General features: G+C 72.7%; 13 protein-coding genes, 3 tRNA genes and 1 pseudogene. 13 read left to right on the top strand and 4 right to left on the bottom strand.

Annotation, left to right across the window (positions count from 1 at the left end; all coding sequences use genetic code 11):
• Positions 1 to 156: 156 nt before the first annotated feature.
• Positions 157 to 453 (top strand): type II toxin-antitoxin system VapB family antitoxin, encoded by a 297-nt coding sequence (locus AC2CJA_RS16965; protein WP_031508611.1) that lies wholly within the window; start codon positions 157 to 159, stop codon positions 451 to 453.
• 126 nt (positions 454 to 579) lie between these two features.
• Positions 580 to 1302: a LytR C-terminal domain-containing protein gene (locus tag AC2CJA_RS16960; RefSeq protein WP_484603531.1), complete on the top strand. Its 723-nt coding sequence runs from the start codon at positions 580 to 582 to the stop codon at positions 1300 to 1302.
• Positions 1303 to 1330: 28 nt separating this feature from the next.
• Here AC2CJA_RS16960 and upp read toward each other — a convergent pair whose 3' ends face one another.
• Positions 1331 to 1966: a uracil phosphoribosyltransferase gene (gene upp, locus AC2CJA_RS16955; protein ID WP_484603530.1), complete on the bottom strand. Its 636-nt coding sequence runs from the start codon at positions 1964 to 1966 to the stop codon at positions 1331 to 1333.
• Between the two features lie 95 nt (positions 1967 to 2061).
• Here upp and AC2CJA_RS16950 point away from each other — a divergent pair, with 95 nt between their 5' ends.
• The 7 genes and pseudogenes from AC2CJA_RS16950 to AC2CJA_RS16920 all read left to right on the top strand — a co-directional run bounded on the left by AC2CJA_RS16950 (position 2062) and on the right by AC2CJA_RS16920 (position 6310).
• Entirely contained in the window at positions 2062 to 2358 is a 297-nt protein-coding gene (locus AC2CJA_RS16950; RefSeq protein WP_484603529.1) for a hypothetical protein, read from the top strand.
• 129 nt (positions 2359 to 2487) lie between these two features.
• A complete protein-coding gene (locus AC2CJA_RS16945; protein WP_484603528.1) occupies positions 2488 to 3039 on the top strand; it encodes a tRNA adenosine deaminase-associated protein in 552 nt (183 codons plus the stop codon).
• Between the two features lie 65 nt (positions 3040 to 3104).
• Positions 3105 to 3647 (top strand): annotated as a pseudogene (gene tadA, locus AC2CJA_RS16940) (tRNA adenosine(34) deaminase TadA); the annotation flags it as partial.
• A 148-nt stretch (positions 3648 to 3795) separates the two neighbouring features.
• Positions 3796 to 3882 (top strand) — tRNA-Ser (locus tag AC2CJA_RS16935).
• A gap of 202 nt (positions 3883 to 4084) precedes the next feature.
• Complete coding sequence (locus AC2CJA_RS16930; protein WP_241717839.1) at positions 4085 to 4246, top strand: hypothetical protein; 162 nt, start codon at positions 4085 to 4087, stop codon at positions 4244 to 4246.
• A 191-nt stretch (positions 4247 to 4437) separates the two neighbouring features.
• Complete coding sequence (locus AC2CJA_RS16925; RefSeq protein ID WP_241717840.1) at positions 4438 to 5256, top strand: RNA polymerase sigma factor SigF; 819 nt, start codon at positions 4438 to 4440, stop codon at positions 5254 to 5256.
• Between the two features lie 202 nt (positions 5257 to 5458).
• A complete protein-coding gene (locus AC2CJA_RS16920) occupies positions 5459 to 6310 on the top strand; it encodes an RNA polymerase sigma factor SigF (RefSeq protein WP_241717841.1) in 852 nt (283 codons plus the stop codon).
• Between the two features lie 206 nt (positions 6311 to 6516).
• On the opposite strand, the gene AC2CJA_RS16915 is transcribed toward AC2CJA_RS16920, so the two are convergent.
• A complete protein-coding gene (locus AC2CJA_RS16915) occupies positions 6517 to 6723 on the bottom strand; it encodes a hypothetical protein (RefSeq protein WP_484603527.1) in 207 nt (68 codons plus the stop codon).
• Positions 6724 to 6955: 232 nt separating this feature from the next.
• Between AC2CJA_RS16915 and AC2CJA_RS16910 the strand changes: the two genes are divergently transcribed.
• Both AC2CJA_RS16910 and AC2CJA_RS16905 read left to right on the top strand, forming a co-directional pair.
• Positions 6956 to 7456: a MarR family winged helix-turn-helix transcriptional regulator gene (locus tag AC2CJA_RS16910; protein WP_484603526.1), complete on the top strand. Its 501-nt coding sequence runs from the start codon at positions 6956 to 6958 to the stop codon at positions 7454 to 7456.
• Positions 7457 to 7690: 234 nt separating this feature from the next.
• Positions 7691 to 9286, top strand: a complete 1596-nt coding sequence (locus AC2CJA_RS16905; RefSeq protein WP_484603532.1) for an MDR family MFS transporter — start codon at positions 7691 to 7693, stop codon at positions 9284 to 9286.
• 220 nt (positions 9287 to 9506) lie between these two features.
• On the opposite strand, the gene AC2CJA_RS16900 is transcribed toward AC2CJA_RS16905, so the two are convergent.
• Positions 9507 to 9579 (bottom strand) — tRNA-Arg (locus AC2CJA_RS16900).
• Between the two features lie 216 nt (positions 9580 to 9795).
• A tRNA-Ser gene (locus AC2CJA_RS16895) sits at positions 9796 to 9886 on the bottom strand.
• A gap of 244 nt (positions 9887 to 10130) precedes the next feature.
• Here AC2CJA_RS16895 and AC2CJA_RS16890 point away from each other — a divergent pair.
• On the top strand, positions 10131 to 10703 hold the full coding sequence (locus AC2CJA_RS16890; RefSeq protein ID WP_484603525.1) for an SSI family serine proteinase inhibitor: 573 nt from the start codon (positions 10131 to 10133) through the stop codon (positions 10701 to 10703).
• 205 nt (positions 10704 to 10908) lie between these two features.
• A partial coding sequence (locus AC2CJA_RS16885; RefSeq protein ID WP_484603524.1) for a PAS domain-containing protein occupies positions 10909 to 12512 on the top strand: 1604 nt, incomplete at its 3' end.

The raw sequence follows: 12512 nt of genomic DNA, 5'->3' as shown, positions 1-12512 counted from the left end.
GGCGCCGGGGCGTGTGCCCCGGCGCCCGCGGCGCTTTCCGCGCCGTGTGCCCGGCGACGCGCCGACCGGCGACCGTCCGCCACCCGAATCCGGGACACGCCCCGACGCTCCGCCGGAAGGCTGCGCCCCGCGCCGCCGGACCGGTAGGCTTTCCGTGTGATCTTCAAGCGAATCGGAAACGGGCGGCCGTACCCCGACCACGGCCGGGAGAGCACCCGCCAGTGGGCGGATGTCGCCCCACGCCCGGTGCGTCTTGACCAGCTCGTCACCACCAAGGGGCAGCTCGACCTGGAGACCCTCCTCGCCGAGGACTCCACCTTCTACGGCGACCTGTTCGCACACGTCGTGAAGTGGAACGGGGACCTCTACCTGGAGGACGGCCTGCACCGCGCCGTGCGCGCCGCCCTCCAGCAGCGGCAGGTGCTGCACGCCCGGGTGCTCGAACTCGACTGACGCCCCGGGCTCCCGCCGGCGCCCCGGCGCCACCGGGCGGGACGCGTTGCCCCTTTCGGGGCCGACTGCGGTGTGCGCATTGATCATCTAGTAGGCATTACGCCGTCTCCGCACTACGCTGCGCCCATGAGCATGCTCACTCCCCCCGGCATGGGCGGCAAGTACCGCATCACGGGTGACAGCTACCCGCGGATGCGGCGCCCGCGCAGGCGCCGCAGGATCGTCGCCGCCTCGGTCGCGGCGACCGCCGCCGTCGGTGTGCTCTCCTGGGGGACGGTGCAGCTCCTCGACGTCTTCACCGGCGACGGCACCACGGTGCGGGCGGCCGGCGACGACCCCGGCTGCGAACGCTCCGGCGGCGGGACCGCGAAGAACGGCGGTACCGGCGTCGCGGCGCGCTCCGCCGGGGGGGAGAGCCCCGGCGCCTCGCCCGACGCCCTGCCGAAGCCGTCCGCCATCACCGTCAACGTCTACAACGCCACCGCCCGCGGCGGCCTGGCCCGGAAGACGGCGGACGCGCTGGAGAAGCGCGGCTTCGTCATCGGCGAGGTGGCCAACGCCCCGGCCTCCCTCGACAAGAAGGTGGAGAAGGCCGGGCTGCTGATGGGCCCGCCCGCCGCGTACGGGAACGGCGCGTTCGACGTCCTGCTCGCCCAGCTCCCGGGAGCGGAGGTCAGGGCGGTCGAGCGCCGGACGTCCGGGAAGCCCGGGGACGGGAGGAGCGAGATCGACCTGGTGATCGGCAAGGGGTTCAAGGCCCTGGCCGGGGAGAAGGACGTGCGCGAGGCCATGGCGGCCCTCGCCTCCCCCTCCCCCTCCCCCTCGCCGTCCGCCTCGGGCTGCCGGTAGGGCGGACGCGGCGGGTACGGCGGCCGGGTCAGCCGGCCGTCCCGTACATGCGGTCGCCCGCGTCGCCCAGGCCGGGGACGATGTAGCCGTCCTCGTTGAGCCGCTCGTCGACCGAGGCCGTCACCACCGTCACCGGCGTGCCCGCCAGCTCGCGCTCCATCAGCTCCACGCCCTCGGGCGCCGCCAGCAGGCAGAGCGCCGTGACGTCGTCGGCTCCGCGCCGGATCAGCTCCCGGATCGCCGCGACCAGCGTGCCGCCGGTGGCCAGCATCGGATCCAGGACGTACACCTGGCGCCCGGAGAGGTCGTCCGGCATCCGGGTGGCGTACGTGGACGCCTGGAGGGTGCGCTCGTCGCGGATCATGCCCAGGAAGCCCACCTCGGCGGTCGGCAGCAGCCGCACCATCCCGTCCAGCATCCCCAGCCCGGCCCGCAGGATCGGCACCACCAGGGGGCGCGGGTGCGACAGCCGCACGCCCGTGGTGGCCGTCACCGGGGTCCTGATGCCGACCGTCTCGGTTCGCACGTCCCGGGTGGCCTCGTAGGCGAGCAGGGTCACCAGCTCGTCGGCGAGGCGCCGGAAGGTCGGGGAGTCGGTGCGCTCGTCGCGCAGCGTGGTGAGTTTGTGCGCCACCAGCGGGTGGTGGACGACGTGAATCCGCATGCCGTCGACAGTAGCCGAGCCGCTTTCCCGGATCGCACTGGCGTACAACCGCCTTTTCGGGGGACAGTGAACAGGTACGACCGGAGGTGGGCCGTATGACCGAACCGAGGCAGCAGCACGACGACACCCCCGAGGACCGTCGGGCACTCATACGCGAGGACCAGCGGGGACAGGAGCCGCGGGACCGCCGGGGGCCCGGGGAACGCCGCACGGGCATCCGGTCCCCCGGCGGCACCACGGCCCCGGACGACGACGCGGAGCGCCGCCGCCGCCGGGCGGTCTTCCTGCGCGAACTGAACGAGGCCAAGGCCCTGCGCGAACGGGTGCAGCCGCGCCGCGCCCGCGCCGCACGCATGCGCCAGGCTATGCGGATGAGGACATTTCGCTGGTAGTCCGGCGCAACACCCACGCGACGCACGGTCGAAGACCTCTCGCTCGGCGCCGGTTTCTGCCACGATTCCGATTGGGCGGGGCGCGGTCCCGTCAGCACTCGGGCACCTGAAACCAGTGGGAGAGTCACGGTGTACTTCGCCGCACTGCTCGCGCGCACCGAAGACGGCTGGGAAGCGAGCGACACGGAACTCGACGAGGTCGAGACCCTGGCCGATCTCGCCGACCTGGCCCGGGAGGCCGCCGAGGACGACGAGCCGGTCCTCGTCTGCATCGAACAGGAGGGCGTCTGGTTCGGCGTCGTCCGGGTGGAGGGCGAGGAGGATCCCCGCATCTTCGTCTCGGACGCGGCCGCGGCCGCGCGCAGTTCCTATGGGGAGATCCTGCTCACCGACGAGCTCCTCGGCCGCGAGCCGGGCGGGGAGGACGACCTGGACCTCCTCGTGGACCTCGACGGCACGGAGGACGGTGAGCCGCCGAGCGGCACGGAGGACGACGAGGACGACCGGGACGCGTCCGAAGAGGCCGCCGGCGCCGTTCCGGCCGGGCCGGTCGGCGACGTCGAACTGCTGGCCGACTTCGGCGTGGACGGCACGGCGCTGCTCTCGCTGACCTCCGACGACGCGCTGACCGAGATCGCCGACGCACTCGGCTGCACGGACATGCTGGAGGCCGTGCGGTAACCGGCACACGCGGCGCCCGCCCACCCGCCGTACGCGGGGCCGCGGCGGGCGGGGACACTGGGTGCATGAGCGTTCCGCCGGAGCCGCACGCCCCTGCCCCGGAGCCTCCGGAGTCCCTGGAGGCCCCGGAGTCCCCGGCCTCCCGGAACGGGACGACCGATCCGCTGCGCGACCCGTGGCGGGCGGCGATGCGCCGTGCCCTGGCCGAGGCCGCGCGGGCCCCAGGGACCGGCGACGTGCCCGTCGGCGCGGTCGTCCTGGGTCCGGACGGCGCGGTCCTCGGGCTCGGCCGCAACGAGCGCGAGGCGACCGGCGACCCCACGGCGCACGCGGAGGTCGTGGCGATCCGCGAGGCCGCCCGGGCGGTCGGCGAGTGGCGGCTGTCGGGCTGCACCCTGGTGGTGACGCTGGAGCCGTGCACGATGTGCGCGGGCGCGATCGTGCTGTCCCGGCTGGAGAGGGTCGTCTACGGGGCGGTGGACGAGAAGGCGGGTGCGGCGGGCTCCCTGTGGGACGCCGTGCGCGACCGCCGGCTCAACCACCGGCCCGAGGTGGTCTCCGGGGTGCTGGCGCGGGAGTGCGGGGCACTGCTCACCGACTTCTTCCGCGCGCCCTCCCGCGCGCCCTCCCGCGCGCCCTCCCGTACGGCCCCTCGCGCGGCTCCCCGGCCGCCAGAGGGCGCCCTGGAGGGCCGGAGCGACGCCTCCCCCGGAACCGATTTCGGCACACGCCCGACCATGGGCTAGGCTTCCTCCCGGTAGCGTGTCCGAGCGGCCGAAGGAGCTCGCCTCGAAAGCGAGTGTGGGGGCAACTCCACCGTGGGTTCAAATCCCACCGCTACCGCGTGGTCGAAGGGCCCCCTCTCCGAGGGGGCCCTTCGACGTGTTCCGCCCCCGCGCCCCGTTCCCGCCCCCGGCGTACGGCACGGCCCGCGCCGCCCCTGGGAGCGCCGGTCCGCGCCGGTTAGACTCTCGCAACCGCCTGGGCGGTCCTGTGTTCGGGGCACCCGGGGTGTTCGGGGATGTCGGGGGGAGAGGCAAGCGCCGTGGACGTGAAGAAGGTCGTGCTCTACACACTCCTCGTCTTCATCCTGTACTCGATCATCACCTCCCCCGACCGTTCCGCCGAACTCGTCGGCATCGGCTTCGAGGGCATCTCCGGCGCCGCGAAGGGTGTCGGGACCTTCATGACCGAACTGGTGAACTGAACGGGCCGCCCGTACGAGTCCGCTCCCGCGAACCCCGTCCCGCCGCCCCGGAGGGCACCCCCGGACGGCCGTCCGCCGTGCGCGCACCGCACCAACACGAAGCCGTGCGGTGCTTGCCCACGGCGCATATACCTTGTGATGCTATGACCGCTTTCGCCGGATGAGACAACCGTGAAGGGGTTGGACGAACGGTGGCGGTCACGCAGACCCTTCCCCGGACCCCGACGGGGGCAGCCCCCAGCCGTCGGAGCGCGGAGACCCGCGCCCTGACCCAGGTGCTCTTCGAGCGGCTCTCCGGACTGGAACCCGGCTCCTCCGAGCACGAACGGGTGCGCGGGGCCCTCATCGAGGCCAACCTGCCCCTCGTCCGCTACGTCGCCGCCCGCTTCCGCAGCCGCAACGAGCCGATGGAGGACGTCGTCCAGGTCGGCACCATCGGCCTGATCAACGCCATCGACCGCTTCGACCCCGGACGCGGGGTGCAGTTCCCCACCTTCGCGATGCCGACGATCGTCGGCGAGATCCGGCGCTACTTCCGCGACAACGTCCGCACCGTGCACGTACCGCGCCGGCTGCACGAGATGTGGGTGCAGGTCAGCGGCGCGACGGAGGACCTGACCGTGCTGCACGGCCGCTCGCCGACCACCGCCGAGATCGCCGAGCGGCTGCGGATCGCCGAGGAGGACGTCCTGGCCTGTCTGGAGGCCGGGCGCGCCTACCGCGCCACGTCCCTGGAGGCCGCCCAGGAGCGCGAGGACGGCATGCCCGGGCTGATCGACCGGCTCGGCTACGAGGATCCGGCCCTGGACGGCGTGGAACACCGCGACCTGGTGCGGCACCTGCTCGTCCAGCTCCCCGAACGGGAGCAGCGGATCCTGCTGCTGCGGTACTACCGGAACCTGACGCAGTCGCAGATCAGCGCGGAGCTGGGCGTGTCCCAGATGCACGTGTCCCGGCTGCTGTCGCGGAGCTTCGCCCGGCTCCGGGCCGCAAACTCCATCGACGCGTAACTCCGGCGAGGGACACTCGTCCGGGCGTATCCCCATCCCGAGCTGTGCAGTTTTATCGATAAGGGGCTACGTCGTGTTGCTGACTTGTGACATTCTGCGAGAAGTGCGTTTGCCGCGACGGCGCCGCCGGTATTGACCGGGAGGTGCCTCCCTCACACCCGAGGGCGCCGCCGCGATCCGTCCGCGACCTCAAGGGGGTGGCATGTCCGTAGAACTGGGCAGCTCGAAGGTGCTCGCCGAGCCCGACACCAAGGCCGACGACGCACCGTACGTTCCCTCAGACTGCGACGCCATCGACACCCGGACCCTCTCCCGCTCCCTGTTCCAGCGGCTCGCCGCGCTCGACGCCGACAGTCCGGAACGCGTCTACGTCCGAGACACCCTCATCGAGCTGAATCTCCCGCTCGTGCGGTATGCGGCGGCCCGCTTCCGCAGCCGCAACGAGCCGATGGAGGACATCGTCCAGGTCGGCACCATCGGCCTGATCAAGGCCATCGACCGCTTCGACTGCGAACGGGGCGTGGAGTTCCCCACGTTCGCGATGCCGACGGTCGTCGGCGAGATCAAGCGCTTCTTCCGGGACACCTCCTGGTCGGTGCGCGTCCCCCGGCGCCTGCAGGAGCTGCGCCTGGCGCTCACCAAGACCGGCGACGAACTGTCGCAGAAGCTCGACCGCTCCCCGACGGTGACCGAACTGGCCGCCGCCCTCGGAGTGTCCGAGGAGGACGTGGTGGACGGGCTGGCCGTGGGCAACGCCTACACGGCCAGTTCCCTGGACTCCCCCGCCCCGGAGGAGGAGGGCGGCGAAGGCTCCCTCGCCGACCGGCTGGGGTACGAGGACAGCGCGCTGGAGGGCGTCGAGTACCGCGAGTCGCTCAAGCCGCTGCTCGCCAAGCTCCCGCCGCGTGAGCGGCAGATCATCATGCTGCGCTTCTTCGGGAACATGACGCAGTCGCAGATCGGCGAGCGGGTCGGCATCTCCCAGATGCACGTCTCGCGGCTGCTGACCCGTACGCTCGCGCAGCTCAGAGAGGGCCTGACCTCGGAGGAGTGACGGCCCGCCCCCGCACGGGGCGACCGGCGCGGAGGCTCGGCACGGAGAAGCGGTACGGGGAACGACACGAAGACGCGGACGGCCGCCGGACGGTACGACACCGTCCCGGCGGCCGTCCGCGTTCGCCTCCGTCCCGGTGATCCCCCGCCTCTCCTCACGGAGCGGGGCCGGGCGGAGCGGGACGGGGCCGCCCCGCCCGGGAGCCCTCAGGAGAGGGCGAACCAGACGACCGCCGCGACGACCACGAGGACCGCGGCGATCCCCACGATCAGACCGACCCTGGGGCCGGAGGACCGGGTCGCGGCGGGCGGACGCGGTCCGTCCTCGTCGACGAAGGCGCGGAACATCTGGGTGCTGCCGGCCGGGTCCTGGCCGCCTGCCGGACCCTGGGGTGCATGAGGGTTGTGAGCCATACCTCCGGACCCTAGCGAACGAGCCGGTCACCGGTCACCCCCGGTCACACGCCCACCCCGCCGTACAACGGTGCCGTGGACCCGGTACGGGGCTCGGCGTGGAGCTTGGCACGGGGCACACCTTTTCTTGGGAAAGTATTTGCCCCCTCACGCCCGAATTCGTTTGCTTGCCGCAACCAACGAACATATGCTTGTAGTAGGCAACGATCTCTGCGGCCGTGAGGAGGCCCCGGTGACAGCACACGCCCCCTATGAGGACCTGGCCCGGGAACTCGGCTCCGTCGGCGCCGTCCGGCGCGAACTGGCCCGCAACCTTCCCCACGACTGCCCGCCCGCGCCGGCGGTCGTGCTGACGTTGCTGGGGCGGCACGGTGAGATGCGGATGACGCGGCTCGCCGATCTGCTGGGCATCGACATGTCCGTCACCAGCCGCCACGTCACGTACGCCGTCGAGCGCGGCTGGGTCGACCGCCGTCCCGACCCCCTCGACGGCCGGGTCCGGCTGCTGCGGCTGACCGGGAGCGGCGAGCAGATGCTGGCCGACATGCACCACCGCACCAGCGAGACGCTCGCGCACCTCCTCGGCGACTGGCCAAAGGAGGACGTGACCCGTCTCACCGAGCTGCTGGCGAGGCTGCGCGCGAGCTTCGGCGACTGCGACTGCGGCTGCCGCACCGCCTCCCGGAGCGCACGCCCCCTCCCGCCGCACCCCGCGGCCGTCGCGCACGGCTGATCACCGCACACCCCGCACGACCCCGCGTGCCGCACTTACCACCCGGGCCCGCACCACCGTGTCCGGGCGCACAGCCATCCGGACCACCCGAACCGCAGACCCACGGCGTGCCGCGGCACGCCACCCGCCGCCGGAAGAGACACGGAAAGCAAGGAGCGCATGGCAACGTCCACACCTTCGGAGGCGCTGAAGGAAGGCACCGCCCGCACCGCCCCGGGCACCGAACAGGTGCCCATGACGCACCGCCAGATCATGGAGGCGCTGTCCGGGCTGCTGCTCGGCATGTTCGTCTCCGTCCTGTCCTCGACGGTCGTCTCCAACGCCCTCCCCCGGATCATCTCGGACCTGGGCGGCAGCCAGAGCGCGTACACCTGGGTGGTCACGGCGGCGCTGCTGACCATGACCGCCTCCACTCCGCTGTGGGGCAAGCTCGCCGACCTCTGCAGCAAGAAGCTGCTGGTGCAGTCGGCGCTGGTGCTCTTCGTACTGGCCTCCGCCGGAGCCGGCCTGGCACAGGACACCGGCACCCTGATCGCCTTCCGTGCGGTGCAGGGCCTGGGGGCGGGTGGTCTGGCAGCGCTCTCCCAGATCATCATCGCCGCGATGATCCCCCCGCGTGAGCGCGGCCGCTACAGCGGCTACCTGGGCGCCACCTTCGCCGTCGCCACTGTCGGCGGACCGCTCCTCGGCGGTGTGATCACCGACACCCCCTGGCTCGGCTGGCGCTGGTGCTTCTACGTCGGCGTGCCCTTCGCCGTCCTCGCCCTGATCGTCCTCCGGAAGACGCTGCACCTGCCCGTGGTGAGGCGGGAGAACGTCAAGGTGGACTGGCTGGGCGCCTCCCTCGTCACCGCCGCCGTCTCCCTGCTGCTGATATGGGTGACACTGGCCGGAAACAGCTACGACTGGCTGTCCTGGCAGACGTACACGATGGTCGGCGCCGCGCTTCTGCTGACCCTGGCCTTCGTCATCACCGAGTCGCGCGCCGCCGAACCGATCATCCCGCTGGGACTGTTCCGTAACCGCACGATCACGCTCACCGCACTGGCCTCGCTCTTCGTCGGCATCGCGATGTTCGGCGCGACCGTCTTCCTGAGCCAGTACTTCCAGCTCGCCCGCGGCGAGTCGCCCACGATGTCCGGTGTGCTGACGATCCCGATGATCGGCGGACTGTTCGTCTTCTCCACCCTCTCCGGCCTGGTCATCACCCGCACCGGCCGCTGGAAGATATGGCTGGTGTCCGGCGGCGTCCTGCTGACGGCCGGACTCGGCCTGCTGGGCACGATGCGGTACGACACCCCGTACTGGCAGATCGCCGTCTCCATGGCGCTGCTGGGCGCCGGCGTCGGCATGATGATGCAGAACCTCGTCCTGGCCACCCAGAACCAGGTCGCCCTCTCCGAGCTGGGCGCGGCCAGCTCCGTACTCGCCTTCTTCCGCTCCCTCGGCGGCGCGGTCGGTGTCTCGGTGCTCGGTGCGGTGCTCGCCCATCGCATCACCGCCTACGTCACCGACGGCATGACGAAACTGGGCGTCAGGCCCGAGGGTGCGACCGGCGGCGACGGCAGCGCCATCCCGGACCTGGACGCCCTCCCCGGCCCGGTCCGCACGGTCGTCGAGAGCGCGTACGGCCACGGCGTGGCCGACATCTACCTCTACGCCGCCCCGATGGCGGTGATCGCACTGCTGCTGGTCCTGTTCGTCAAGGAGGTGCCACTGCGCACCCGGCTCGACGAGCAGACCGAAATCGAGAAGGTCGAAGCCGAACAGGCCGGAGAGAAGGAGCGGCAGCCCGAAGGGGCCACCGCCACCGTCGGCCGGTCCGTCTGACCCCTGCCGCCCCGCGACCCCACAGGGCCGGAACCGCACCCGCGGTCCGGCCCTGTTCGGTGGGGCCACCCGGACGGGACCCGATGTTTCCCGTGAAACATCGCGGTACGACAAATCCCCGCCTCGGGCGAACGACTGCCTCCCGGTGGGCTACACGGCCCCCGCACCCCCGGCACACGCGAGAGGCCCCGCCGTACCCGGCGGGGCCTCTCGCGTGCTGCGCGCTCGGCAGGATTCGAACCTGCAACCTTCTGATCCGTAGTCAGATGCTCTATCCGTTAAGCTACGAGCGCTTGACTTCCCGGCTGTTTTCTTGCCGGTCGGCGTTGCGGGAACAACATTACATGACCTCCGCCCAGAGGCGAAATCCATTCAGTCCACCTGGCCCGACCTGCGATGATGCCCGTGGAAGACGCTCACGGTCTCCGCCGCCGGCCCCTGGCGGACCCCCGGAACGGAAGAAGCCCCGGCCGTACGGGCCGGGGCTTCGGTGATCATGACGACCAGAGCGGAGGCTGAGGGATTTGAACCCTCGATGGGCTTTAAGGCCCAAACCGCATTAGCAGTGCGGCGCCATAGACCAGACTAGGCGAAGCCTCCCCACGCGCCGCGTCACCACGACGTGTGTGCTGATGATGGCACAGCCCGGGGGCTGTCTCCAATCGGACCCTACGTTACCCGGCTGGCGGGTTCCCCGGCAAAGGGCTCTGCCCCTGGTGGCGGCACCGATGGTGCGGCGGGTGGGTGGAGGTGCGCAACGGCGTGCGCGGTAGCGCGTTGAACGGGGGAGGGAAGAACCCCAGTCGCGCGGGTCCGCCCGCACCACACCTCCGCAGGAGCCGCCATGCCGCACCGCCGTACCGCCGCGGTCCTCACCGGGGCCGCCGTGCTCGCCGCCGCACTCGCCCCCGTCTCCGCCGCCTCCTTCGCCGTACCGGCCTCCGCCCGGCCCTGGCCCGTCCCCGAACCCGGGCCCACGCCGGTGCCCGCGCCCGGGCCCGTCGTGCCGGCCGCCCGGGAGGACCGGCTCACCATCACCGTCTCCATCTCCCCGGACGGCGTCGCGGCACCGCACACCGCGCCGCGCGGAGTACGCGGGGGCGGGGCCCCGGCCCGGCGGGCGCACACCCTCGACTGCCACCCCGCCGGCGGCAGCCACCCCGACGCCCTCGCAGCCTGCGAGGCCGTCGACCGGGCCGCCCGGGGGCCGCGCGACCCCTGGCGGCCCGTCCCCGCGGACGCGATGTGCGCCCAGATCCACGGCGGTCCGGCCACCGCCCGCATCACCGGGATCTGGCGCGGGCAGCGGGTGGACGCCTCGTTCCGGCGTACGGACGGCTGCGAGATCGCCCGCTGGGACGCCCTCGTGCCCGCTCTCCCCGGCCCGGAGGAGCTCGCGGAGGAAGCGGGGGAGTGACGGGCGTCACAGGCCGGCCCGGCCCCGGGCCCGCGTTCTCCCCACCCTCCCCACGCATCCGCCGTCGCTTCCGCCACCGCTGGCCGTAGACTTCCCCCCAAGTGGCACGCGCGGGAGACACGGCGCACCGGTCCGGATTCGGTCCCGGCCCCGGTCCCGGCGCTGCCGCGGTGCACCAGCTGGTCAGCAGGGAGGATGCGTCGTCGTGAGCAGCAGGCCGTCCCGAGGCGCTGCTCGCCTCGCAGCCATACTCGACGCACTGCCGGACGCGTTGCTCCTGGTGAACTGCAACGGCACGGTCGTCAACGCCAACAGCATCGCCCTGGAGGTCTTCGAGTCGCCGGGCACCGCCCTGGTCGGGCGCGGACTGCTCGACCTGCTCCCGGAGTTCGACTCCAAGCTCATCCCCGGCTCGATGCGCCGCCCCGACGACGCCCCCCAGCCCCGCACCAAACCGACGCGGATGGTGGCCCGGCGCACCGACGGCGCGCAGTTCATGGTCGAGGTGACCAGCGCCAACCTGGAGGACGGGCGCACCCCCTACGAGTCGTCCTTCGAGGCGGCCTTCGCCGACCACGGCAACAGCTACACCGGGGACGAGCTGCTCATGCTCGTCGTCCGCGACCTCACCGGCACCGTCGACACCGAGGCCGAGCTGGCCCGGCAGCAGCGCCAGACCGAGATGATCCTGCGCGCCGCCGCCGAGGGCGTGGTGGGCGTGGACACCGAGGGCAGGGTCGTCCTGGTCAACCCGGCCGCAGCGCAGATCCTCGGTTACCGGGCCGGCGAGCTGGGCGGGCAGAGGCTCCACCCGCTCGTCCACCACTCGCGCCCCGACGGCAGCCGGCTGCCGTGGGAGGAGACGCCGCTCGCCGACAGCCTGCGCTCCGGACGCAAGCACCGGGTACGCGGTCAGGCGCTGTGGACCAAGGACGGCCGCGCGGTGCCGGTCGACATGACGACCGCGCCGGTGCGCGACGGCGACCAGCTCGTCGGCGCGGTGCTCGCCTTCACCGACCGCACCTCCTACGACGCCCTCGTCGCACGCCACGAGCAGCTGCTGGCCGTACTGGAGAGCGGACTGCGCGGGCCGCTGGAGCAGCTCCGCGGCGAACTGGGCGGGCTGGCGGCCGATCCGGCCGGGCAGCTGTGGCCGGAGGCGAACCAGACGCTGCACTATCTGGCCGCCGGCTACGCGCGCATGACCACGCTCGTGGACAACGTGCTGGGCTACCAGCGGCTGGACACGGGCGCCGAGCGCCTCGCGCGCGAGACGGTGTCGCTGGACGAGGTGGTCTCGGCCGGTGTCGAGGGCGCCATCGAGCTGATCGGCCCCGGACGCGCGCAGTTCGCGGTGCACGCCCCGCCCGTCGAGGTGGAGGTGGATCCGGCGCGGCTGGCGCAGGCGCTGGCCCATCTGGTCGCGGACGTGGCCGGCGTGGACGCGACCGGCAACGCGCAGGGCCCCGCCTCCGGCGACTCGACGATCGTGGTCGCGGCGGCGCAGCGCGGGGACGTGGTGCGCATCGAGGTGCGCGGCCCGTACGGCGGCGGCAGCCCGGTGCACGAGCCGCTGGTGCGCGGGATCGTGCGGCGGCACGGCGGTGTGCTCCAGACCCACCAGGTGCCCGGGGCGGGGGGCGGCAGCGCCTACGTCCTGGAGGTGCCGGTCGGCTCCCCCGACCCGGCGAAGGCGTCGGCCCGGCGCAAGCGGGGCGACCGGGAACAGGACACCCGGGGCGGCACGCGGGGCGGTGGCGAGACGACGGTGATGCCCGTGCCGTCGCAGCCGGTGCGCGGCACACCGGC

It is taken from the genome of Streptomyces sp. ATLC9, from assembly GCF_057196705.1.
Note: the sequence above shows the minus strand (reverse complement) of the source record. Positions and strands in the feature narration are given on the sequence as shown.